This is a genomic window from Cryobacterium sp. TMT2-17-1 (genome assembly GCF_004402765.1).
Taxonomy (GTDB): domain Bacteria; phylum Actinomycetota; class Actinomycetes; order Actinomycetales; family Microbacteriaceae; genus Cryobacterium; species Cryobacterium sandaracinum.
The window spans coordinates 1-24059 of the sequence record NZ_SOGC01000029.1 but is presented as its reverse complement, the minus strand read 5'-3'; the positions used below and the strand labels follow the sequence as shown (position 1 = coordinate 24059).

21 protein-coding genes and 1 tRNA gene are annotated in these 24059 nt (G+C 67.5%); 10 read left to right on the top strand and 12 right to left on the bottom strand.

Annotation, left to right across the window (positions count from 1 at the left end; genetic code table 11):
• Positions 1-85: 85 nt before the first annotated feature.
• A complete protein-coding gene (locus E3O47_RS08080) occupies positions 86-325 on the top strand; it encodes a hypothetical protein (protein WP_104099401.1) in 240 nt (79 codons plus the stop codon).
• 34 nt (positions 326-359) lie between these two features.
• Here E3O47_RS08080 and E3O47_RS08075 read toward each other — a convergent pair whose 3' ends face one another.
• The 5 genes from E3O47_RS08075 to E3O47_RS08055 all read right to left on the bottom strand — a co-directional run bounded on the left by E3O47_RS08075 (position 360) and on the right by E3O47_RS08055 (position 4022).
• Complete coding sequence (locus E3O47_RS08075) at positions 360-746, bottom strand: Rv3654c family TadE-like protein (RefSeq protein ID WP_241986126.1); 387 nt, start codon at positions 744-746, stop codon at positions 360-362.
• Between the two features lie 56 nt (positions 747-802).
• On the bottom strand, positions 803-1261 hold the full coding sequence (locus tag E3O47_RS08070; protein ID WP_134420151.1) for a TadE family protein: 459 nt from the start codon (positions 1259-1261) through the stop codon (positions 803-805).
• The gene (locus tag E3O47_RS08065; RefSeq protein WP_233191137.1) at positions 1242-1406 is read right to left on the bottom strand and encodes a DUF4244 domain-containing protein; all 165 of its coding nucleotides are present in this window, start codon (positions 1404-1406) and stop codon (positions 1242-1244) included. The genes E3O47_RS08070 and E3O47_RS08065 overlap by 20 nt, the downstream gene beginning before the upstream one ends.
• 367 nt (positions 1407-1773) lie before the next feature.
• Positions 1774-2703, bottom strand: a complete 930-nt coding sequence (locus tag E3O47_RS08060) for a hypothetical protein (protein ID WP_241976783.1) — start codon at positions 2701-2703, stop codon at positions 1774-1776.
• A 95-nt stretch (positions 2704-2798) separates the two neighbouring features.
• Positions 2799-4022, bottom strand: a complete 1224-nt coding sequence (locus E3O47_RS08055; RefSeq protein WP_134420147.1) for a TadA family conjugal transfer-associated ATPase — start codon at positions 4020-4022, stop codon at positions 2799-2801.
• Positions 4023-4457: 435 nt separating this feature from the next.
• On the opposite strand from E3O47_RS08055, the gene acs reads away from it, so the two are divergent.
• Positions 4458-6413 carry an acetate--CoA ligase gene (gene acs / locus E3O47_RS08050; protein WP_104170784.1) on the top strand — a complete coding sequence of 652 codons (1956 nt, stop codon included), beginning with the start codon at positions 4458-4460 and terminating at the stop codon, positions 6411-6413.
• A gap of 87 nt (positions 6414-6500) precedes the next feature.
• Here the strand turns inward: acs and E3O47_RS08045 are convergent, their stop codons facing one another.
• The gene (locus tag E3O47_RS08045) at positions 6501-6971 is read right to left on the bottom strand and encodes a RidA family protein (RefSeq protein ID WP_104170783.1); all 471 of its coding nucleotides are present in this window, start codon (positions 6969-6971) and stop codon (positions 6501-6503) included.
• Positions 6972-6974: 3 nt separating this feature from the next.
• A complete protein-coding gene (locus tag E3O47_RS08040; RefSeq protein WP_134342594.1) occupies positions 6975-7139 on the bottom strand; it encodes a DUF4177 domain-containing protein in 165 nt (54 codons plus the stop codon).
• A 50-nt stretch (positions 7140-7189) separates the two neighbouring features.
• On the opposite strand from E3O47_RS08040, the gene E3O47_RS08035 reads away from it, so the two are divergent.
• From E3O47_RS08035 to E3O47_RS08010, 6 genes are all read left to right on the top strand, one after another.
• The gene (locus E3O47_RS08035) at positions 7190-9772 is read left to right on the top strand and encodes a transglycosylase domain-containing protein (RefSeq protein WP_134401254.1); all 2583 of its coding nucleotides are present in this window, start codon (positions 7190-7192) and stop codon (positions 9770-9772) included.
• Positions 9769-10752 (top strand): metallophosphoesterase, encoded by a 984-nt coding sequence (locus E3O47_RS08030; RefSeq protein WP_104099394.1) that lies wholly within the window; start codon positions 9769-9771, stop codon positions 10750-10752. Before E3O47_RS08035 ends, E3O47_RS08030 begins: the two co-directional genes overlap by 4 nt.
• A gap of 80 nt (positions 10753-10832) precedes the next feature.
• Positions 10833-10906: transfer RNA gene (locus E3O47_RS08025), tRNA-Pro, on the top strand.
• A gap of 119 nt (positions 10907-11025) precedes the next feature.
• Positions 11026-12495 (top strand): MFS transporter, encoded by a 1470-nt coding sequence (locus E3O47_RS08020; protein WP_134420145.1) that lies wholly within the window; start codon positions 11026-11028, stop codon positions 12493-12495.
• Positions 12496-12717: 222 nt separating this feature from the next.
• On the top strand, positions 12718-13203 hold the full coding sequence (locus E3O47_RS08015; RefSeq protein WP_104099392.1) for a VanZ family protein: 486 nt from the start codon (positions 12718-12720) through the stop codon (positions 13201-13203).
• A gap of 537 nt (positions 13204-13740) precedes the next feature.
• On the top strand, positions 13741-14634 hold the full coding sequence (locus tag E3O47_RS08010) for a UTP--glucose-1-phosphate uridylyltransferase (RefSeq protein ID WP_134342598.1): 894 nt from the start codon (positions 13741-13743) through the stop codon (positions 14632-14634).
• 10 nt (positions 14635-14644) lie between these two features.
• Here E3O47_RS08010 and E3O47_RS08005 read toward each other — a convergent pair whose 3' ends face one another.
• Positions 14645-15457: an HAD-IIB family hydrolase gene (locus tag E3O47_RS08005; protein WP_134420143.1), complete on the bottom strand. Its 813-nt coding sequence runs from the start codon at positions 15455-15457 to the stop codon at positions 14645-14647.
• Between the two features lie 537 nt (positions 15458-15994).
• Positions 15995-18277, bottom strand: coding sequence for an ATP-binding domain-containing protein (locus E3O47_RS08000; protein WP_241986125.1), 2283 nt, complete (start codon positions 18275-18277; stop codon positions 15995-15997).
• A gap of 177 nt (positions 18278-18454) precedes the next feature.
• Here E3O47_RS08000 and E3O47_RS07995 point away from each other — a divergent pair, with 177 nt between their 5' ends.
• The gene (locus E3O47_RS07995; RefSeq protein WP_134420139.1) at positions 18455-19216 is read left to right on the top strand and encodes a hypothetical protein; all 762 of its coding nucleotides are present in this window, start codon (positions 18455-18457) and stop codon (positions 19214-19216) included.
• Between the two features lie 147 nt (positions 19217-19363).
• Here E3O47_RS07995 and E3O47_RS07990 read toward each other — a convergent pair whose 3' ends face one another.
• Together E3O47_RS07990 and E3O47_RS07985 are read right to left on the bottom strand one after the other, a co-directional pair.
• Entirely contained in the window at positions 19364-20383 is a 1020-nt protein-coding gene (locus E3O47_RS07990) for an LCP family protein (RefSeq protein WP_166785353.1), read from the bottom strand.
• A gap of 23 nt (positions 20384-20406) precedes the next feature.
• Complete coding sequence (locus E3O47_RS07985; RefSeq protein WP_134420135.1) at positions 20407-21720, bottom strand: UDP-glucose/GDP-mannose dehydrogenase family protein; 1314 nt, start codon at positions 21718-21720, stop codon at positions 20407-20409.
• Between the two features lie 116 nt (positions 21721-21836).
• Between E3O47_RS07985 and E3O47_RS15965 the strand changes: the two genes are divergently transcribed.
• Positions 21837-21983: a hypothetical protein gene (locus tag E3O47_RS15965; RefSeq protein ID WP_158251972.1), complete on the top strand. Its 147-nt coding sequence runs from the start codon at positions 21837-21839 to the stop codon at positions 21981-21983.
• 11 nt (positions 21984-21994) lie between these two features.
• Here the strand turns inward: E3O47_RS15965 and E3O47_RS07980 are convergent, their stop codons facing one another.
• A complete protein-coding gene (locus tag E3O47_RS07980) occupies positions 21995-23800 on the bottom strand; it encodes a DUF4012 domain-containing protein (RefSeq protein WP_134420133.1) in 1806 nt (601 codons plus the stop codon).
• Between the last annotated feature and the right edge of the window lie 259 nt (positions 23801-24059).

Below are 24059 nucleotides of genomic sequence, written 5' to 3'. Positions count from 1 at the left end.
CTTCAATATGGTGCCTGCCTAATCGACCACGCCGCGCGAGACCATTGGGGGTTGCCAGGCCTGCGCTGGCGGAGACAATTGGAGCATGGCGAATTCAGCGACGGGCACGTACACCGCGAAGCTCACGGACGGCCCCCTCCAAGGCAAGACAGTCACCACCCAGTTCCTGGAATCCGGCGATCCGCGGCCGCGACTCGAGATCCCTGCCGACGGCAACAAGCGCTACCTCTATCTACGCGGCTCCGGCCTCGAATTCGACTCCAGCACATTCCCGGCTCGACCCACCGCCGTGGACTACCGCTACATCGAGGCCCTCTTCGACTGAGCCGCCCGTGGCTTTCGCGCCCGCTGAGACGAAGTCAGCCGGCGGGGCCGCCGGGCGAATCGGGCGGCCCGGCCCGTGCCTGCGCGCCCAGCTCGAACCCGAGGTAGCCGCGCACCGCGGTCACCGATGCGATCAATCCCTCCACCGTGCAGACGGTGACGGATGCCCCATTCAGCCTCGCGGCTTCGGCCGCCGCCGCGCAGGGAATCCCGGCCACGGCGCCCGAGGCGGTGTCGGCGGCGGCGAGCGCCGCGGCATCCGCTGCCCCCTGCACCGCCTGACCGACCACCAGCGCGGCGAACAGCGGCAGCAGCACCGCCGTCAGGAGCATGACCGCGCCCAGCACCCCGACAGCTAGCACCGTGCCCGAGCCGCGCTCGGGTGCTGACCAGTGCAGCCGCCGCAGAGCCCGGCGAGTCACGGTCCGCCGCCGCAGAGCCCGGGAAGTCAGCGTCCGGGACCTCCCCCGGCGGGGCCTCACCGGCCACCGCCGAGCGCGCAGGACCCGGCCCGGAGCGTGAGGCCGAAGGCCGCGAAAGCGCTGAACGAGCTCGGTGCGCGCAGGTTTACGCAGACGAACTCACCCCGGCGCTCCGGGGTCATCGAGGCCCCCTGCACCGCCCGCTGCACCAGCCCAGAGGCCCGGTCGACGCTGTCGCCGCGGGAGAGGGACCGGGCGGCATCGGCCGCGGCATCCGTGAGGCGCACCTGCTGGCCGATCACTTGCAGGGCGCCCAGGCAGCAGGCGAGCACGAGCAGTACAGCCGGAACGACCGTCGCGAACTCGACGGTGACGCTGCCGCGGTCGCGGGGGCGGTCCCTGGGGCCGGGGCGGCGCCGCGCGCGGCTTCGGGCGCTCGGGGCGTCGTCGGAGTGCCCGTCGGAGTGCACGTCGGAGTGCCCGTCGGGCCGGCGGCTACCCCACGGAAAGCGCATTGCGCACCAGATCGGTCAGGATGCCGCGCACCTCGTCGCCGCGCAGGATGACGATCAACAGGCCGGCGAATCCGACCGCCGCCATCGTTGCGACGGCGTATTCGGCGGTGGCTGCACCCGTCTCGGCGCGCAGGCCGCGCGGCAGCCGGAACCGGTCGGGGCGCGGAAGCCGGGGTGCCGGTGCCGCCTTGCGCAGAGAATCGTGGCCGAGGCCGGGGCCGGTGGTCGCTGCGTCGATCGTGCCGGTGGCGCGCTCGGCGATCAGGTTCCTGGTCAGGTTGGTGACCTCGTCGGTGGCCGGTTCAACGGTCGGTTGCAGGGCCTGACCCCTGGTCGGTTTGGCGGCCTGATCGGTGGTCGGTGTCAGGGCATAATCGGTGGTCGGTTCGATGGGGGGCATTCGTTCGTCTCCTTCTCGCGTCGGGCGACGCGGTGTGTGGGCGGCACGAGTGGTCTCAGACTGGCGCGGGCGAGGGCGGAACACCGACAGCCGCTCGCTTCGGTGCAGAACTTCAGAAAACGAGCACTGTGGACGAGAGGACGGTCATCAACAGCGGCAGAACTCCGACCAGCATGAATGCGGGCAGCACGCACACCCCGAGCGGGATCATGAGCGTGACCGCGAGGGTGGCGGCCCGGTGCTGGCCGTCGCTGCGGGCCTGCCGACGCAGCTGGTCGGCCTCGCTTCGCAACAGCTCCGCGGCGGGAACGCCGGCGCGCACCGACAGAGCGAGCACCCGGTCGATGCTGGCCGCCGAGGCCGCGCGGTGCAGGGCGAACCGCTCTGCCGCCGCGTCGACCAGGGTCCGGGCGCGGTCGACGGAGCCGCCGCCGGTCATGGCGATGGCGGTGAGGTCCAGTTCGAGCCCGGGGGTCGGGTCCCGTGCCCGGGCGGAGTGCACGAGCCGCCGGTTCCAGCGGTCCGCCGCCAGCATGAGGGCGCCGCCGCCGGCGAGGCAGGCCCAGCCGGGTGCGGTGAGGAACAGCGTCTGCAGCGTGTTGAAGCCCAGAAGGCTGCCGAACAGCACACCGACGACCGGCAAGAACGCGACCATCCGTGCCGTGGCGCTCGGGCCGGCGAGCGCCACGGCGAGGTCGGCGTGCAACTGGCCGAGGTCCCGGAAGGATGACGCCAGTTGCCGCAGGCAGGAGGCCAGCGGCGCTCCGGCCTGGGTGGCCACCTGCCAGGCCGCGGCGAGGCCCAGCCAGGCGGCGCCGATCTGGCCGCCGAGTGCGCGGGCCTCGGCGGCCACGGCGTCGGCGATGTTGTCGCCGCGGCGCCCGGCGTCGGCCGCCGCCCGGATGATCTGTGCCCCCGAAGAGGGCGGTGTCGGCGACAGAGACTTTTCGCCGACGGGGTGCGAAGCGACGGGTTCGAGGTAGGCCCACGCGGATGCCGGGGAGACGCCGGCGGCGAGGAGAACCGCGATGCGTTGGGTCACCTGCGCCACCTCCTCGATGGCCGGGCTGGGCGGACCGTGCCGCCGTTTCACGCCGAGCCACGTGCCGACTCTCCTGCCGAGTCTCGTGCCGACTCTCATTCCGACTCTCCAGTCTCGGCGGGCGCGGCGGCCCGCCGCCCGTGTGTGCGGACCGGTCTGGGCGGGCCGGACTCCCCCGGGGCCCAGCGGTTCCCCGGGGCCGCGGCGATCACCAGCAGGCGATCCCGGGCGTCCAGCGCGAACCGGCCGAGCGGAGCGAGCCGACGGCGGCCCTCGCGGCGCTCGAGGTGCAGCACCAGCCCGATCGCGCTCACCGCCTGCCGCGCCACCGCTTCCGGACTCAGTCCGGCGAGAGCGCCGAGGGCCTCGAGTCGGGCCGGAACGTCGTGCAGGGAGTTCGCGTGCAGGGTACCGGCGCCGCCGTCGTGGCCGGTGTTGAGCGCGGCCAGCAGCTCCCGGATCTCGGCACCGCGGCATTCGCCGAGCACCAGCCGGTCGGGGCGCATCCGTAACGCCTCGCGCAGGAGACTCTCCAGGCCGATCCGGCCGGCACCCTCGAGGTTCGGCTGCCGTGCCTCGAGCGCCACGACATGCGGGTGGTCTATGCGCAGTTCGGCGACGTCCTCGATGGCCACGATGCGTTCCCCAGGCGGTGCCTCGCCCAGCAGCGCCGCGAGCAGGGTGGTCTTGCCGCTGCCGGCGGCTCCCGTGATGAGCAGGTTCTCGCGCCGGTGCACGGCCACGCGCAGCCGGTCGGCGACGGCGACGGATGCCTCCCCCACCCCGAACAGTCCCCCGGCGGCGAGCGTGGCGAGGCTCAGCCGCTCGGCGCGAGGCAGCCGGATGGACAGCAGCGTGCCCGTGCTCGACGCCGGCGGCAGCACCGCATGCACCCGGATGCCGTCGGACAGCCGCACATCGACGCAGGGGCTGGCCTCGTCGATGTGGCGCCCGCCGAGGGCGATCAGGCGCACCGCCAATTCCCGCACAGCCGGTTCCGGGCAGCTCCACTGCGGGGCGTGCAGCAGTCCGTGGCCGGCATCCACCCACAGCCCGGCGGCGCCGTTGACGAACAGATCGGTGACCTCGCCGTCGGCGGCGAATTCGGCGAGCGGGCCGAGCACGAACACGTCGAGGGGCCGGATCGCCGGCAGCACACCGGGGCTGAGCACACCGGTGCCGAGCACACCGGGGCTGAGCGCACCGGGGCTGAGCGCACCGGGCGGCCGGGCATCCGTGCGGCGGTCGGGAGCACCGTTGGGAGGGCGGGCAGGCACGGACCTGCCATACGACGGGACGGCGACGAACGGCTCGGGCATGCCCCGACGTTAGATCGGCGGTGGGAGCGCATCCGGCCCCTGCGCCGGATCGAGGAGAACCCGGGCCGACCGCCGGCTGGGGAGGACCGGGACGCGCCACCGCGAAAAACCCCAGGTTAAAAAGGGGGGCGGCACCTATTGGGGGGAACAGGTGCCGCCTCGGCAGTGCGCTGATTGGGGGGAACCAGACACACCGCAGGTCAAAACTTTCGTTCAGACAAAGACAAATGTACAAGGGGAATTACAGATGCGCAAGTCCCCCGTGTCCTCATAAATGAGGACACAGAACCCGGGTGCCTGATGAGACCACAATTGGGGGTGGGAACTCGCCGCAATTCCGCGCAACCTGGGCGACACATGTCGCCGTGTAGGGTTCAGGAGGGGCTGGTTAACGCGCCCGATACACGCAGCGCATCGCAAAGGAGCGACATACGTATGAGCGTCAAGATCGATAACCTTCTCCATGAATCCCGCAGATTCCCGCCGACACCGGAATTTGCCGCACAATCCATCGCGAAGCCGCAGATCTATCAGGACGCCGCGGACGACCGATTGAAATTCTGGGCTGATCAAGCCCGCGAGCTTCTGCACTGGCATAAGCCGTTCACAAAAACCCTGGACTGGACCAATCCACCGTTCGCCAAATGGTTCGAAGACGGCGAATTGAACGTGGCCTGGAACTGCCTCGACCGGCACGTGCTGGCCGGCAACGGCGACCGGGTCGCGCTGCACTTCGAGGGTGAGCCGGGAGACTCCCGCGACATCACATATGCCGAGCTCACTGCCGAAGTGAAGCGTGCTGCGAATGTGCTGACAAAACTCGGCGTGAATGCCGGGGACCGCGTCGCGATCTACCTGCCGATGATTCCGGAGGCCGTCATCTCGATGCTCGCCGTGGCCCGCATCGGCGCCGTGCACTCGGTCATCTTCGGCGGTTTCAGCGCCGAAAGCCTCCGTTCGCGCATCGATGACGCCAGCGCCGTGCTCGTGATCACCGCCGACGGCGGTTACCGCAAGGGCAAGGCGTCCGCTCTCAAGCCAGCCGTCGACGCGGCTCTGGAGGGCGGCGAGACCACCGTGCGCAACGTGCTCGTGGTCAAGCGCACCGACGGCTTCGTGGAGTGGTTCGACCGCGACCTGTGGTGGCACGACGAGCTCGCCTCGGTCGCGGGAGAGCATGAGGCGCTGGGCTTCCCGGCCGAGAACCCGCTGTTCATCCTCTACACGTCCGGCACCACCGGCAAGCCCAAGGGCATCCTGCACACCACCGGTGGCTACCTCACGCAGGTGGCGTTCACCCACAAGAACGTGTTCGACCTGCACCCCGAGACGGATGTCTACTGGTGCACCGCCGACGTCGGCTGGATCACCGGCCACAGCTACGTGGTCTACGGCCCGCTCGCCAACGGCGCCACCCAGGTGCTCTTCGAGGGCACCCCGGACACCCCGCACCCCGGCCGGTGGTGGGAAATCGTTGAGAAGTACAAGGTGAGCATCCTGTACACGGCGCCCACGGCCATCCGTACCTTCATGAAGCTGGGTCGCCAGATCCCGCAGGGCTTCGACCTGACCAGCCTGCGCCTGCTCGGTTCGGTGGGCGAGCCCATCAACCCGGAGGCGTGGATGTGGTATCGCGAGGTCATCGGCGGCAATGTCGCGCCGGTGGTCGACACCTGGTGGCAGACCGAGACCGGCGCGATCATGATTTCCGCCCTGCCCGGCGTGACGACGACCAAGCCCGGCTCGGCGCAGAGCCCGATCCCCGGTGTCGTGATCGATGTGCTCGACGACGAGGGAAACCACGTGGGCCGAGACAACGGTGGCCTGCTCGTGGTGACCGAACCGTGGCCGTCGATGCTGCGCGGCATCTGGGGTGACCCGGAGCGCTTCAAGGAGACGTACTGGGAGAAGTTTGGATCGGAGAACCCGCGCTACTTTGCCGGTGATGGCGCCCGCCTCGACCGTGACGGTGAGATCTGGCTGCTCGGCCGGGTCGACGACGTGATGAACGTGTCGGGGCACCGTCTGTCCACGGCCGAGATCGAGTCGTCGCTGGTGGCGCACCCGATGACCGCCGAGGCGGCCGTGGTCGGCGCGCATGACGACACGACCGGCCAGGCGGTGGTGGCGTTCGTCATCATCAAGTACAGCCACCTGGAGGAGTCCTCGCACGCGGACATCCAGGCCGTGCTGCGGGCGCACGTGTCCCAGCAAATCGGTGCCATCGCGAGGCCCCGCCAGATCTTCATCGTGAGCGAGCTGCCGAAGACGCGCTCGGGCAAGATCATCCGGCGTCTGCTGCAGGATGTCGCGGAGGGCCGCGAGGTCGGCGACACCACCACCCTCGCTGACACCTCGGTGATGACGGCGATCATGTCCACCCTGAAGTAACCAGCGTCTAACCAATTCGTTCGGGCACGCACCCGAGTAGACACACGAAAGCGGGCAGGCCCAGTGGGCCTGCCCGCTTTCTGGGGCTCAGGCGAAGGAGACGATGAGCTCCAGCTCGACCGGGGAATCCAGCGGCAGCACAGCGACGCCGACGGCCGAGCGGGCATGCACGCCCCGGTCGCCGAAGATCTCGCCGAGCACCTGGGAGGCACCGTTGACGACACCGGGCTGGCCGGTGAACGACGGGTCGGATGCGACGAAGCCGGTGACCTTGACGACCTGCGTCACTCGGTCCAGCGATCCGATCGCGGCCTGGATGGCGGCAAGCCCGTTGAGCGCGCACTGCCGAGCGTAGTCCTGGGCGTCGGCGGCCGGCACGAGTCCGTGGCCGTCGCCGACCTTGCCGGTGGCCGGCAGCGCCCCCGAGATCATCGGCAGCTGACCGCTGGTGAACACCAGCGAGCCGGAGACCACGGCCGGCACATAGGTGGCCACGGGCGGCACGACGCTCGGCAGCTCGATGCCGAGCTCGGCCAGTCGGGCAGCGATCTGCGCCACGCCTCAGGCTCCTTCGGTGGCGACGGGGCGCTTGAGGTAGGCGACAAGCCCACCCTCGGGTCCGGGAACGACCTGCACGAGCTCCCAGCCCTCCGAGCCCCAGTTGTTCAAAATGGCAGCTGTGTTGTGAATCATCAGCGGCGTCGTAAGGTACTCCCAGGCAGGCATAAGGCTCCGATTCAGGCGGTTATTCAGATTTGTCACTTAGTCTCAATAGTATGTCTGCCAAAAATCGTACGGTCAGTGGAGCGCTCGGCGGGTTCCTCGGTTTCGTCGGGATGAGCGCCGTGGCCGGCGTCCTCGTCGCCGCCGCTGTCACCCCCGCTCTGGCCCTCTCCGGCATGACAGCCACGAACACGATCAACATGTTCGAGAGCCTCCCCGACTACCTCGCGATCGACCAGCTGGCGCAGAAGAGCAACATCTACGCGACCAACGCCGACGGCAGCCCCCTGCTTTTGGCCTCGTTCTACGATCAGAACCGGGTGGAAGTCGAGTGGGACGCGATCAGCCCGTTCGTGAAGGATGCCGTGATCGCGGGCGAGGACCCCCGCTTCTATGAGCATGGCGGCATCGACCTCGAGGGCACCGTCAAGGGCGTCGTGAGCACCGTGGCCACCGGCACCGCACGCGGCGGCTCCTCGATCACCCAGCAGTACGTGAAAAACGTGCAGGTGCAGAAGTGCGAGGCTCTGGCCGACGAAAAGAAGCGCATGAGCTGCTACGACACGGCCACGGAGACCACCCCCGACCGCAAGCTCAAGGAGATGCGCCTCGCCATCGGCGTGGAGAAGCAGTACGCGAAAGACGACATCCTTCGCCAGTACCTGAACATCGCCGGTTTCGGCGGCACGGTCTACGGCATTGAATCGGCCGCCAACTATTACTACAACACCACCGCCGCGGGCCTGTCACTGGCGCAGGCGGCGAGCCTGGTGGCGATCGTGAACAACCCGGTCAAGTTCCAGCTCGACAACCCGGAGAGCGAAACCAACGGCGTCGCCAACGGGTATGCCGCCAACAAGGAACGCCGCGACTACATCCTGGGCGAGATGCTCAAGTACCAGAAGATCACCCAGGAAGACCACGACGCCGCCCTGGCCACCGTGATCGAGCCCACCATCACGGAACCCAGCACCGGGTGTGCGACAGCCGGCGGCAGCGCCTACTTCTGCGACCTGGTCGTCAACACCCTGCGGAACGACCCCTCCTTCGGTGAAGACGAAGTCACCCGCATGGCCAACTTCCGTCGTGGCGGCTACGAGATCTACACCACGCTCGACCTCGACCTGCAGAACGCCGCCGAGACCACCATGAAGAAGCACGTGCCGAAGCAGTACGGGGACTGGGACGTGGGCGGTGTGATCACCAGCGTCGAGGTGGGCACCGGCCGAGTGTTGGCCATGACCCAGAACAAGGATTACAGCCAGGACCCGGCCGTGACCGAGAACAATAATGACTACACGGGCATCAACTACAACACCAACTCCAACGAGGGCGGCTCGCTCGGGTTCCAGCCCGGCTCGACCTACAAGGTCTTCACCCTCGCCGAGTGGCTGACCCAGGGGCACACGCTCAACGAGCGCGTCGACTCCCGCCGCAAGAGCGACTGGGGCGTGTTCAAGAACAGCTGTGAGGGCAACCAGAGCTATGTCTTCAACCCCAAGAACGACGCGAACGAGCCCGGCACCAACTACAGCGCGCTGCAGTCGACGATCGACTCCATCAACACCGGCTTCATCGGCATGGCGAAGAAGCTGGACCAGTGCGGCATCGCCACGATGGCCAACTCCTTCGGAGTGGGCCGCGCCGACCTGAAGCCTCTCGAACAAGGTCCCTCGGCCGTGCTCGGCACGAACGAGGTCGCGCCGCTCAGCATGGCCATCGCCTTCGCCGGCATCGCCAACAACGGCGTCAGCTGCAGCCCGATCGTGATCGACCGGATCGTCGGCGGCGACGGCGTCGACATGACCCCGCCGCAGACCAAGTGCACCCAGGCGGTCACCCCTGAGGTCGACGCCGGCATGACGTATGCCATGCAAAAGGTGATGACCGAAGGCTCGGGACGCGCGTCGAATTCCGCGACCTCCCCGAAGGTGCCGATGATCGGCAAGACCGGAACCACCGACGGCAACAAGGACACCTGGATGAGCGGCGCGAGCACCAAGGTCGCCACGGTGATCGGCGTCGTCAGCGTCACCGGCGACATCAACCAGCGTCTCGTCCGCGACTGGGAGGGCGGCACGGCTGCCACCGCCCGTCACCGCATGTGGCCGGAGGTGATGAGCGTCGCGAACGCGAAGTACGGCGGAGACGCCTTCGCCGAGGCATCCAACAAGGTGCTGCAGGCCGTTCAGATTCCGGTCCCCGACCTGCGCGGCAAGTCGATGAGCGAAGCCGCCTCCACCCTGACCTCGGCCGGCTTCGACGTGGTCGACGGCGGTGTGACCGACTCCGAGATGCCCGCCGGCACCGTGGCCCGCACCGACCCGGCCGGCGGCAGCAGCGCCAGCCGCGGCTCGACCGTGACCGTCTACTCCAGCAATGGCGCGCTCAAGATCGTGCCCGATGTCGTGGGCAAGACCGAGGCCGAAGCTACCTCCACCCTGGCGGGCTTCGGCATCGTCAAGCAGGAGCAGGACGTCACCGACCCGAAGCAGGTCGGCACGGTGCTCTCCATGACACCGACCGCCGGCTCCGGCGCCGCGGCGGGCAGCTCCGTCACGATCGTGGTCGGCAAGCTTGCCGCCGGCGCGAAGCCCGACGCGAAACCCGACGCGAACGGCGGGGGCAACGGATGACCCGCGCCAACTCCGCAGGCACCTCCCTGGCCGTCAGCGCCGGGGTGGTAGCCGCGGCCGGAGTCGTCGCGTTCGCCTGGGGCTCTCTCGTGGAGCGCCGCATGTTCACCCTCCGCGAGGTTCTCGTTCCGGTGCTCGCGCCGGGATCCGCCCCGATCAAGGTGCTGCACCTCTCCGACCTGCACATGGCACCGTGGCAGCGGGATAAACAGGACTGGGTGCGCGGCTTGGCCGACCTCGCGCCGGACCTGATCGTGAACACGGGCGACAACCTCGGTCACGCCGACGGCATTTCCGGGATCGAGTATGCCCTCGAACCGTTCCGCGGCATTCCGGGCATCTTCGTCAACGGGTCGAACGACTACTACGGGCCGCAGTTGAAGAACCCGATGCGGTACTTCCGTGCCCCGTCGACGCTTCGCTCGGCGTTTCACGAGAAGCTCGACATCGCCCACCTGCACCGGGTGTTCGGCGACCTCGGCTGGATCGACCTCGACAACGCAGCGGCCGCGCTCGACATCAACGGCACCCACCTGGAGCTGTTCGGGGTGGATGACCCGCACATCGGGCTCGACCGCCTCGACCTGATCACCCGGGCGATCGACGACCTGCGCGCGAACGACCCGTTGTCGGAGGAGCACTGGCCCGACCCCGAGGAGGCGACCCCGCCGCGGTCGACGCTCACGGTGGGCGTCGCCCACGCGCCCTACCAGCGGGTGCTCAACTCGTTCGTCAACCATGGTGCCCAGCTGATCCTGGCCGGGCACACGCACGGCGGGCAGGTGTGCGTTCCCCGGTACGGCGCCCTCGTCACCAACTGCGACATCCCACGCAAGCAGGTCAAGGGCCTCAGCCTCTGGGACTCCGGACTGCACACCTCGTACCTGAACGTGTCCGCGGGGCTCGGCACGTCGATCTACGCGCCGGTGCGGTTCGCCTGCGCGCCGGAGGCGACCCTGCTCACGCTGACGGCGGCGTAGCGGGGTTATCGGCAGGCTCGGCACCGGATGGTCGTGGTAGGGCATCCGGGGGGTTATACTTGTCAAGGCTTACGGGCCATCGGGGTATGGCGCAGCTTGGTAGCGCGCGTCGTTCGGGACGACGAGGTCGCAGGTTCAAATCCTGTTACCCCGACAGATATGCAAAACCCTCACTCTTCGGAGTGGGGGTTTTTGTAGTTGGTGTTTGGTAGTTGGTGTTTGGTGTTTGGTGCGGCCGGGCCGGCGCGGCCAGAAGCGCGAGAGGATCATGTCATGACCGATTCCAGCCCGGGTCTCCCCGCACCTGTCGCTATCCCACGGCATGCCTGGCAGGCCCTGATCGTGCTGCTGGCCGGCATGTTCATGGCGCTGCTCGACACCACGATCGTGAATGTGGCGCTTCCGACCATCCGTACCAGCCTGGATGCCTCGGAGGCCACCCTCTCCTGGATCATCTCCGGCTACGCGCTCGCCTTCGGGATCGCGCTGATCCCGGCCGGGCGGCTCGGCGACCGCATCGGCCACAAGTGGGTCTTCTTCACCGGTCTGCTGCTGTTCACCCTGGCCAGCCTCGCCTGCGGGCTCGCGCAGAACGATCTGCAGCTGATCATCGCCCGGGTCGTGCAGGGGCTTGCCGGCGGCATGTTCGTGCCGGCCGTGACCGCTGTGATCCAGCTTCTGTTCCCGCCCATCACCCGCGGCAAGGCGTTCGCGATCATGGGCACGGTGATCGGCGTATCCACGGCGCTCGGCCCGATCATCGGCGGCCTGATCATCGAGGCCTTCGGCGACGAGAACGGATGGCGCCTGGTCTTCTGGGTCAACCTGCCGATCGGCATCGTCGCCCTCGTCGCGGCGGCGATCCTGTTGCCGGCCGGCTCCGAACGTGCCCCGGGCACCCCGAGCGGCGGCATCGACTGGTTGGGCCTGCTGCTGATCTCCGGCGGGCTCGTGGCGCTGCTCGTTCCCCTGATCGAGGGCGAGGACCAGGGCTGGCCGCTCTGGACCTACCTGACCCTGGCGGCGGGGGCGCTGTTGATTGTGGCATTCGGCTTCTGGGAGGTGGCGTACACCCGTTGGGGCAAGAGCCCGCTGGTGCCGCCGCGGCTGTTCCGGCACCCGGCGTTCACCGGCGGCATCGTGCTCGCGCTGGTCTACTTCGCCGCGTTCACCAGCATCTTCTTCACCATTTCGATCCTTTGGCAGGCCGGCCTCGGGCACACCGCCCTCGAGTCGGGGCTGGTATCGATCCCGTTCGCGATCGGAACCATCATCGGCGCCTCGCAGAGCAACCGGCTGGCGCAGCGGCTCGGCCGCACCGTGCTGATCATCGGCGTGTCCCTGGTCACCATCGGCCTGGTCTGGGTCTGGCTCGCCCTGCTCCTGATCGGCCCGGCGATCACCAACTGGGAGCTGCTGCCGCCGCTGCTGATCGCGGGTCTCGGCAGCGGATTCTTCATCGCGCCGAACGCCCAGTTCATCGTGGCGACCGTGGACCGCTCCGAGGCCGGTGCGGCCAGCGGCGTGGTCGGCGTGATGCAGCGGGTCGGCAGCGCCGTGGGCATCGCCGTGATCGGCAGCGTCTTCTTCGGCACGCTGGTCGTGGCCGGCCCCGGTGCGGAGGCCGTCGCCGCGGGCTTCACCGACAGCGCCACCGCGGCGATGGGCGTGAGCGCGGCGTTCAGCGTGCTGGCACTGCTGCTCGTCTTCGTGCTGCCGAAGCGGGTGTCGGCCGGGCGGTAGGGGCGGGGTTCCCGTCGTGAGGGTGCCCGTTCCGGTCGAGAGCGCCCGCTTTACCGGTCACTCTCGACCGGAATAGAAGTGGTCGGCGGTGGGCATCCTTCGGCTCAGAGCGTATTTGCGAGCCCCCGCGCACGGATGCGTCTACGGTAAATAGATCGACAGTGTTGCGGTCAGGTCCCGGCGCCGTCGGTTCGCCGATCGTGACGTACCGGGAGGCGAGACATGACCGACGCGAGTCGCACTCCCCCGCCGAGACCGCCGGGCCCTGCCGCGGCGGGCGGAGCCGCGCCCACCCGGCTGCGCCGGTGGGCGCCCTGGCTCATGCTCGTCTATCTGGTCGCGCTGGCCTTCATCGCGTTCTGGCCGGTGCCGGTCGACCGGGCGGCATACGATTCACTCCTGGCCCTTATCGATTGGCTGCAGGAACACGGCGCGCCCGGCTGGGTGCGCTACGGCCTGGTCGAGTTCATCGCCAACATCGCCCTGTTCGTGCCGGTCGGCCTGTTCGTCGTGCTCGTGGCCGGCGCACGACGGTGGTGGCTGGCCGTGCTTGTCGGGTTCGCGGCGAGCTGCACCATCGAGCTCGGGCAGCTGATCTTCCTGCCGGACCGGTTCGCCACCCTCGCCGATGTGGTCGCGAACACGGTCGGGACTGCGGTCGGCACGGTGCTCGGGTTGGTTCTGTTGCGCGGCGGCCGCGGGCGCTGACGGGGACTGCAGGTCGGGTGCGGGTGTGCGCCGGGGTGCCCGTCGGCACGTGCACTTGCCTTTTCTGTGGCTAACTCAGGAGATCCGGGATGGGCCTCGGTATTCGTTGCGTAATTCCGGGGGCGCAAGCCGCAGCCGGCTCGGTTTTCCTGAGTTAGCCCCCTACGTGCGTGCATAACTCCTGCAGATTCTGACGGATGTGCCCGACCCGGCTTGGCGTGACCCTCCGGCCGCGAATTGCAGAAGTTACGCCAGCTGAGCCACCGGCCACCGGGCTCACAGGTGGCTAACTCAGGAGATCTGGGCTGGATGTCCGGCACAGCCCCCGGAAACCCGGCGCAACGGATGACTGTGGCCGGGTTTCTCCTGAATTAGCCGCAGCTGCCAGCCCGACTCAGGGGTACGGCAAGGCAGCCCAGAGCAGGCGGCAGGTGACCTCACGGGCAGTGGCCGGTGGCCGAGACAGATCACGGCGCCAGACCGAAAGATCCGCGGTGGGAGATGCGGCGGCAACACTGCGCCCTTAGTCTGAGTCTCATGAGCTCCGAGATTACCAAGGCCGTCATTCCCGCGGCAGGACTGGGAACACGCTTCCTTCCGGCCACCAAGGCCATGCCGAAGGAAATGCTTCCCGTCGTCGACAAGCCCGCGATCCAGTACGTGGTCGAGGAGGCAGCCGCGGCCGGCCTGACCGACCTGCTGATGGTGACAGGGCGGCATAAGAACGCGTTGGAGAACCACTTCGACCGCATGACCGAGTTGGAGTCGCTGCTCGAGAAGAAGGGCGACCACGACCGCCTGGCGAAGGTGCGGCTCCCCACCCGGCTGGCCGACATCCACTACTTGCGCCAGGGCGACCCGCTCGGACTCGGGCATGCGGTGCTGCGCGCGAAGATGCACGTCGGCGACAAGCCGTTCGCGGTGCTGCTGGGTGATGACCTGATCGACATCCGTGACCCGTTGCTGGCCCGGATGCTGGTGGAGCAGGGCGCGCGCAACGCCAGCATCGTGGCGCTGATGGAGGTCGATCCGTCGCAGATCCACCTCTACGGCTGTGCCGTGATCGAGCCCACCGACGACCCCGACGTGGTGCGCGTGACCGGGCTCGTGGAGAAGCCCAGCGCCGCGGATGCCCCGTCGAACCTGGCCATCATCGGCCGCTATGTGCTGCGCCCGGAGGTGTTCGACGTGCTCGAGCACACCCTGCCGGGCAAGGGCAACGAGATTCAGCTCACGGATGCGCTGCAGGAGCTTGCGACGACCCCGGATGCGACGGGTGGCGTGTTCGGAGTGATCTTCCGCGGCCGCCGCTATGACACCGGCGACCGCCTGGACTACATCAAGGCGATCGTGCGGCTCGCCGCAGACCGCGAGGACCTCGGGCCGGACCTGCGGCCGTGGTTGCAAGATTTCGTCGCGGGGTTCGACTGAGCAGAATTCGTCAGGCGGAGGCAGTGGCAGCGGCAGCGGCTGCTGCTGCTGCTGCGGCGGCGGCGGCGAGCTGAGGAATCAGCGTTTCGAGGAACGCGGCCGTGTCTTCCCAACCCCCCACGGCGACGCATTCGACGCCGAGAACCTTGACCGGGTAGTCATTGCCGTTTTCGTCGAGGCGGTCGCCGACGAACAGCATGTCGTCGAGGGGAACGCCGGTGAGGGCGGCGAGCTTGAGCATGCCGTAGGCCTTGTCGATGCCGCGACGGGTGATGTCCACCGAGGTGGAGCCGCCGGAGCGCACCTCGAGGTCGGGCAGTAGCGCCTGCACGGCTTCGCGCAGGGTGTTCTTCTTCTCACCCGTTGGGTCCCACGCGACTTTGGCGGCCACCGGGGCGGCCTGGCCGAGGGCGGAGAAGGTGATCTGCGAACCGCGGTCCTCGAGGATCGGACCCCACGTGTCGCTCTCCCAGTAGCCGAGTGAACGCGCGGAGATCTCGACGGCGGCGAGGGCATCCGTCTTCTCGGCGTCGGTCAGGTATTCGGCGTAGATCTGGGTCCAGGAACCCTCGACGTGGCGGTAGTACTGGGTGCCGCAGGTGGGCATCAGATGCAGGCGCGAAAGGATGTCGTCACTCACGGCCTCGAGGTTGTCGATCAGCTGCATGTGGAACTGGGCGATCTGCCCGCCGGAGATCACGCACACCTCGACGACGCCGAGCAGGCTGACCAAGAGTTCCGCCATGCGCGGGTCGAGCGGCGATTTGGAGGCGGCAAGCGTGTCATCGAGATCGAAGGCAACCAGGCGGGGAAGTGTCGTCATGTGAAGTGTGGATCCTTTTCAGTTACTCGGGGCCGTAGTCGTGGCCCGGAGCTTGACGTCACCCATGCGCGACGCCCTAGAAAGTGTACAGCGGGCCCTGCTTGTCGAGCCGGGGCAGGGTGCGGGGCTGGTTTCGGGGCGGGCGCGGGGCAGGTTTCGGGGCGGGTGCGGGGCGGGGTTTCGGGGCGGGTTTCGGGGCGGGTTTCGGGGCGGGTGCGGGCAGGGTGCGGGGCTGCGTGTGGGGAGACGGGTGCCGCGGCGGCGGGAGCCGTCGGGGCTCGCGCGGGAGCGTCCGTCGTGACGTTAACTCGGAGAATTTCGGGACACGCCCTATGTGCCCGGGTGGGGTGACCCCGTCCGAAAAGACCGGGTCACCCCAGCCACGGGGAAAGGCGTGTCGCGAAAAAGTCCGCAGATAACGCAGGGGCACGGATGCCGCGTCGCGGGTTCAGAGAATGGCTCGCCGGGTTTCGACAAGCGAAACCACCGACAAGCACCACCACCGACAAGCACCACCATCGAGCCGCGAAACCACCGCTACAGCCCCGCGGGCAACTCCCCCGTCGCCACGAGATACAACCGTTGCGTCGGACGCGTCATGGCCACGTACAGCGCCCCGGCCCCACGCGAAGACGCCGCCACGATCCCCGCCGGGTCCACCACGATCACGGCGTCGAACTCCAGCCCCTTCGAATCCTGCGGGGTGAGCACCGCCACATCCTTGAGCAGCCCCGCAGCCCCGACACCGACACTGACGCCCAAGGAACCGAACGCAGCAGCCAGCGAAGCAACAACTCCAGCCAGAAAGTGCTCCAGCACGATCACTGCAACCGTGCCACCCAACCCCAGCGAGCGTTCCCGTCTAACGGCCGAAACAACATCCGAAACCGTCTCAATCGGCCACTCGCTCGCCCGCACCGACCTGGCTGGGGTGATCGGCAGATCGTGCGCGAGCGCCATCGACTCGGCAGCCGAAGCGATCTGGCTCGGCGTGCGGTAGTTCACGGTGAGCTCCTCGAGCCGCCACCGCGAGGCTTCGAGCGAGGAGCCGAGCAGGGGCTCGAGGGCGTCGCGCCAGTTCGACGCGGCCGCGGCCGACGCCGCCTGGGCGATGTCGCCCACGATTGTGAACGACCGCAGCGGGCCGCGCCGCAGCACCAGCCGCCACTGCATCGGCGACAGCTCCTGTGCTTCGTCGACGACCACGTGACCGTAAGTCCAGGTGCGGTCGAGCGCGGCGCGCTCGGCCGTGGTGGCCCGGTCGCCAAGCTCGGCGAAGTTGTCGGCGAGCGCCTTGGCGTTCACGAGCCCCTTCACCTCCATGTTCGAGATCGCCAGCTCGGCGTTCTCCACGTCGCGCTTGCGCTGCTCCTTCTGCTCGCGCCGCTGGGCTGCGTCGACCACGTTGTACTCGCCCAGGTGCTCGGCCGCCTCGTCGAGCAGCGGCACGTCCGAGATGGTGAACTCGGCATCGCGCGGCCGGTGCAGCAGCGCGCGCTGCGCGGGCGTCCAGGTGGGGGTGAGCTGCGCCAGCCATTGCGGGCGGGCGTAGAGGTCTTGCACGAGCTTCTCGGGGGTGAGCGGCAGCCAGGCCGTGTTCAGCGCCACCCGCACGTCGTCGGCCAGGCGCAGGTCTTCGCGCAGCATGGGCAGATCGGTGTCATCCATCGACCGGCCCTGGTCCTTCAACTGCGCGAGCCACTCCCGGGAGAGCGCGGCGAGCGCGTTCTTCACGAACGTGACCCGGGCCTCGTTGTGCGGCTTGCCGCCCGCCCGCGCCCGGTGAATCGCGGTCTCGATCAGTTGCGGCTTGAGCGTGAGCCGGTCACCGTTCACGACCAGCACCTGCGCCGACGCCGGCACCCGCTGCCGCGAGCGCACGGCACGCTGGACGAGCCGGGCCATCGAGGTCTGGCCCTTGATCGCGGCGACGGCCGGGGCATCCTCTCGGGTGGCCTCGATGCCCGGGTAGAGCTGGCCCACGGATGCGAGCACCACCCCGGTCTCCCCCAGCGACGGCAGCACCGCCTCGATGTAGTGCAGGAAGGACTCCGACGGCCCCACGATGAGCACACCCGAGTTCTTCAGCCGATCGCGATGCGTATATAAGAGGTATGCCGCGCGGTGCAGGGCCACGGCCGTCTTGCCGGTGCCCGGGCCGCCCTGCACGACGAGCACGCCCTTCAGGTCTGAACGGATGATGCGGTCCTGCTCCGCCTGGATCGTCGAGACGATATCGCTCATGTGCCCGGTGCGCTGGGCGGTGAGTGCGGCCAGCAGTGCGCCCTCCCCCTGGTGCTGGGTTGCCGAATCGCCCTCGAGCAGCGTGGCGTCGAGGATCTCGTCCTCGATGCGCACGATGTCCCGCCCCTTCGAGAGCAGATGCCGGCGGGCGCGGGCCCCGAGCGGCGTCGCCGCGGTGGCCTGGTAGAAAGCGCTGGCCTGCGGCACTCGCCAGTCGAGCAGGATAGGCTGCAGGTTTTCGTCGCGCAGCCCCAGCCGGCCGATGTAGCGGTAGACGGAGGCATCCGTCGAGTCGGAAGAAGAGGAAGAGTCGGAAGCAGAATCAGAGTCAGAGTTGTCGGCGGCCACTTCGAGCCGGCCGAACGCCAACCGGTCGTCGACCTCGCGCAGCTGCACGATCCGGTCCTCATAGAGCCGCGCGAACGTGTCACGCTCGGAGCGCGACTGGTGGTTGCCGCCCACGTCGAGCCGCCGCACGGCCACGAGCTGCTGCTCGGCCTCTCGCTGCAGCGCGTCGAGGCGCGCATACAGGTTCGCGACATACTGCTGTTCCCGCTGAAGCTCCTGGTCGACCACGCGCACACCCCTTGAAATCGGAGCCTCAAGTTTACTCGGCTCGAGCAGGGCCGCCAGACAGGCTCTCGCGGCGCGAATAGGAGCCTTAAAAGCCCTGATCATGCACTAGCCGAAACCTCCCTCCGGTGCTATCCCTGCACCAACGGGTTTGAGTGTCTCCGACGGGAAGGCAGTCCCATGGTTCAGATGCGGGTTGAGATAAGGGCAATCGGGGCGGTCGTTCTCAGTGCAGCGGTCGTTCTCAGTCTGGGGAGCTGCGTCATCGTCGCGGAGAGGGCGCCGGCGTGGAAGATCACAATCAGCCAGGCTTTGAAGAAACTCGAGCCAGTCGGGAACGAATTCGGCAGGATGAAACAGCCGGCACCACTAGACGATCTGGCAGGCGGCCTCAAAGCTGCGCCGGCTCAGGGGCTCACCCCGGCCGAGGCCGACATGATCGCGCGTGCCGACGCGATCGTGCTGTTCTGGAAGGAGGTCACGCGGGTGTCCGCCTTTGCCGGTACGGTGGCGGAATCCATCCCCGAGGACGCGATCAGGTTGGTAAGCCTGCGCCTTGCTCCCGACTCACACCCTGATTTCGTGAGGCACGTGAACGGAGCGGCCGACAAAGCGCTCAAAGGACTCACCTGCAACATGGCGCACGAACTCCTGGACCTCGCCGGACAGGACGCCGTCGCTGACCGCCCCCTGACCTATGACCCGGCTGTCGGGTTCACAAACGAATCCGTACTCCCATATTTCGATGCGAACCTGGCCGCACTGGGCTACGACCTGAATGCTGTCGATGAGACCTTCGACGCCTACGGTTTCTCTATCGACGCCATCGGCAGAGCCTCAGAATGGACAGACGCGATCACGGGAGTGATCAAGTCCCCTGATCAGACGACCCAGCGCGCCTATGTCTACTACATTCGGCTCTGCCTCATGCCCGCGCGCTGATACGCAGGGCCGGCGTCCGCATTGTGGTGAGTGCCCCGCGCACAGTGCCCACACCCCGTGAAATTCGGCACAAATCCACAGGTGTCGAGAACGCCACCGGTCAGAATCCCAGCAAGCTGACCACGACCCCGCCAGGCTCATGGCCCCTTACTCCATCGTCTGAACCTCCGGCTGGTACGAGTCGAGGGTGTCCGTCTGAAACCCCTGCTGCACTTCCTTTAACTTGTCTTGGTCAATGACGACGATCGACTGGCCGTCGGGCGAGGTACCGGTGCCTGTCGTCGGCAGGGTGAAGAACGTGACGTCGCTCACGCGCACGTCGCGCAGCTCAACGGCCAGGCCGGCCACGTAGGCCGAGTTCAGCCCGTCGTCAACGGCGAGGTAGGGAGCAATCGCCCCGACCAGATCGCTGATCCTGGCGGGGTTGGTGAGGGTTTCCGCCGTCAGCGACTTGCCCAGCAAGGCCTTGATGAAGGCCTGCTGGTTGCGGGCCCGCTGAAAGTCGCCGTCCGCGAAGGCGTACCGTTCCCGCACGAAGGCCAGCGCCTCCGTGCCGTTCAAGCGTTGGGTTCCCTCGGCGAAGTAGCGCCCCGGCAGCGAGGACGAGTCGAAGCCGACCGGATTGTCGATGTCGACGCCGCCCAGGGCATCCGTGATGCCTTTGAACCCGGTGAAGTCGACGATGGCCACATGGTCGATGCGCGCACCCAGCAGACCCTCGATGGTCTGCACGGCCAGGGGAACCCCGCCGTAGGACATGGCGGCGTTGATCTTGGCCTCGCCCTCACCCGGAATGTCGACCCAGCTGTCACGCATGATCGACATGACATAGATGTTCTCGCGGTTCGCCGGCACGTGCACCACCATGATGGTGTCCGAGCGCTGGCCGGTGAGGTCGGTGATGGACCCGTCGTTCGCTCCCCGGGTGTCAGAGCCCAGCAGAAGGATGTTCTGCCCGGTTGCCCCGTCACCGGTTGCCGCATCACCGGTTGGCGCCGGCGGCCGTGACGCCTCGTCGGGGAACACGTCGGGGATCTTCACGGTCTGGCTATCGAAGGTGTTGCTAAGAGTCCAGGCGTAGACGCCCGCAACCCCGCCAACCAGCAGAACGACGGCGGCGATGGCGATGAGCGCGATCCGCCACCCTCGGCGTTTCGGCTTTGTCACCGAAGCATGAGAAAGGTCGGCCATCAGGGCCGACCGAGCCCCAGGTAGGTCCAGCCCGCAGCACGCCAAGCAGCAGCGTCAAGAGTATTTCGACCGTCAATTATTATGGGCACACGAACCAGAGTAGCCGCCCAGACCGGGTCGATCTGCTTGAACTCCGCCCACTCGGTCACCAGCACGACCGCGTCGGCGGCGCGCAGGGTCTCCTCGATGCTGGTCGAATAGGTGAGTTGCGGATGCCGCAGGCGCGAGTTCTCGATTCCCTGCGGGTCGGTCGCCATCACGTCGGCGCCGAGACCCCGCAGCTGCACGGCCACGTCGAGGGCCGGCGAGTCCCGCACGTCGTCGGAGTACGGCTTGAAGCTGAGCCCGAGCACGGCCACCTTGGCTGTGTAGACGGGCTTGTCCAGGGCCTGCAGGGTCATCGCGACGACCCGCTGGCGCTGCCGCATGTTGATCGCGTCGACCTCCTTCAGGAAGGAGACTGACTCGCCCCGGCCGAGTTCCTCGGCGCGGGCGGTGAAGGCACGGATGTCCTTCGGCAGGCAACCGCCGCCGAACCCGACGCCGGCGTTGAGAAAGCGGCGCCCGATGCGGTTGTCGAACCCGATGGCGTCGGCCAGCTCGGTGATGTTCGCCCCGGAGACGTCGGCGATCTCACTCATGGCGTTGATGAAACTGATTTTGGTGGCCAGGAACGCGTTCGCGGCGACCTTGACGAGCTCGGCCGTGGCGTAGTCGGTCACGATCAGCGGCGTCTCAGCGGCCATCGCCGACGCGTAGACCTCGCTTAGCAGCGCTGTGGCGTGCTCGCCGGCCGCGCCGACCGGCACCCCGTAGACGAGACGGTCGGGACTGATGGTGTCTTTCACGGCGAAGCCCTCGCGCAGAAACTCGGGGTTCCAGGCCAGGGTGGCCCCGTTGCCGGATGCCTCGATCACGCCGGCCAGGCGGGCGGCGGTGCCGACCGGCACCGTGCTCTTGCCCACGACCAGGTCACCGGCGGCAAGGTGTGGCAGCAGCGACTGCACAGCCGCATCGACGTAGCTGAGGTCGGCGGCATGGCTGCCGGCCTTCTGCGGGGTGCCGACGCCGATGAAGTGCACTTGCGCGCCGGCGGCGTCGGCAATGTCGGTGCTGAAGCGTAGCCGACCCGACGCCATGGCCGAGGACAGAATCTCGGGCAGGCCCGGCTCGAAGAACGGCGGCCTGCCCGCGGCCAGCTGGTCGATCTTTCGAGCATCGATATCGATGCCCACCACGTCGTGGCCCAGCTCTGCCATCGCCGAAGCGTGCACGGCCCCCAGGTAGCCACAACCGATCACGGACAGTTTCATATCTCAATCACCACGACTGAAGCCTAGCCTCGGGCACCAGGCGAGGCAGCCTAACCCCCTCCTTTGGGGGCCCAGAGCAATGATTCGGGTGTCACCGCAGCGGTACAGTAAAAATTATGACGAAAATCCGGCCCGAGCAGATGGGCCACAAGGCATTATTGCGACGAGGTCGCAGCACCAAGGGACTGCAGTACGCCTTTCTGGCCGTCGCTGCGGTTTCCGCCGGAGTCATCGGCTACGCCGCCTTCGCCATCGGCCTGTAGCCCGTCACCCACTACTCCGCCGCGACAGTGGCGCAGTCGAGGGGCAGGTCCGAGATTGTCGTGGGGTTCACCATCGGAGTGACCTGAGCCTCGAGCGCCTTCTTGCCGGTTCCGAGCGCCACAACGTCGATTGCCATCTTCGAGGTGGCGCCGGGCTCCATGCTCACGATCAGCTTCGCCACCGGGTAGTCGGTGTCGTGGAACGACTCCAGCTGCACCGCAGCCCCGTCAACCGTCGCTCCCAGGATCTGCGAACCGGGCGGGGCGTAGACCATGACGATCATGCGCTGCACACCCGGCTCGAGCTTCTCCCGAACGAACGTGCCGAGAATCGACGGGCTAATGGATGTCGCCGCATCGCCCGGAATCTCGTTGGTGAGGTCGATGCCGACGCGATAGGACGCCTTCCCATCAGCCCGGCACGCAGCCTGGCCGAGGTTGACGGACTGCTTCAGGTAGTAGTTCATCTTCGAGCCAACGTTTTCTTGAAAGTAGACCCCGACCCGATCTGTCTTTTCGGTGCTCTTCGGCAGGGAGCCATCCACCCCGAGAGTCTCGAAAATGGCTTGCTCTTCTGCCTTGGGACTCCACATCAGCACCCGGTGCTCGCTCGCGGCCTGGGTTAGGGCCGAGAGAACCACCTGGGGATCCAGTTCTCCGCCGAGGAGCTGATCGAATGTTCTTGTGACGATCTCCGCATACACGGTATCTTGGGCCGCATTGTCCGCCCCGATATCATCGGTGTTGTAGCGCATATAGACACCATTCAGGAGCAAGGGCACAAGAGTGTCGCTCGTAAGGACATCGCCTGTAGACAAAGGGATCGGAGGGGTCCCACGCAGAAGATATCCCAGCGCCACAGGGTCGATGGATATCACACCATCAACTTCTGGTCCGAACTGCCGTTTCCACATCTCCTGCGCCGTCTCGGCCGCGCTCTGGAAACTTGGCCGCACTGTGAGGTTCGACATTGCCCGGCCGTATTCCGAGCCGTATAGCGTTTCGACACCTTCCGGCAGAGGAACCACGGATTCCTGGTAGTAAGCAAAGTTCCCGAATCCCGCAGGCACGGCGTCACCCAGCGTGATGCGACCCTTGTCCATCGTCAGCAGGGCGAACGAGAGCGAGGTGCCTCCGAGTGCCCGTGCTTCAGCGTTGTTCTGGAACACGATGACGTAGTTGCGTGGAGCACTCCCACCAAGGGCATCCGGAACAGCGTCCACTACCTGACTAGCCGACACCAGCGTCGGCGTAATGCTCCCCAGGAAGCCCCGGAATTCGTTCACGGCTGCGCTGACCCGCCCGACGGTCATGCTAATGTTTAGGTCGCTGACCTGCTTGTCCGCTGCCGAGAACACCACGCTGGCCTGGTTGAGAGCTTCTCCCGCTGCAACGATCGGCTCAAGATCGAACGCGCCGTCGGTAGGCTTCAACGCCGCAGGATTCAGCGTCGCTGCGGTCGCAGCCAAGGGGACGGCCGCACCGCTGACCACGTCATCGGCGACATCAGCCAGGTTTCGCACAGCTGCGAGATTAGCCCCCACAAACGGAACGAACTCCGCGGCACGCCACACCGGGTCGCCGGTCAGATCGCGGGCGCTGGCGGTGTGCCCTGCCATGCTCTTCACCGATGCCGAGACCGCGGCCGAGTCTCCTTCAAGCAGCTGCGCCTTGATCGTGGAGGCCAGCGGCAGCGCTGCTTCCAATTCGGACTTCGCCTGCAGCCCCCGAACCCCCACCCAGGCGCCTGCAACCATGACAACACCGAGGGCCACAGCCGCCCAGAACCACCAACGATGGTAGAAGCGGCGCTTCACGGATCTCCGGGCACCCGAACGGTTGCTTATTTCACTCACTCGGCCATTGAAGCAGTTCGATGCAGTGCCAACGAACCACAGGGCCTCGCGTGCCGCCGGCCCCGGGCTCAACCCGCTGAAAATTGGGTCCGACAGTGCCTTAGGTTTTGCTGGCGAGTAGCGCTTGATGGTAGCGCCAGTCCATGCAGGTGGTAGCGCGGTTCTGGCGAGGTGGTAGCGGCCCGGGCTGCGTGCCCGGGCCGCTGAACGTCACTCCCAG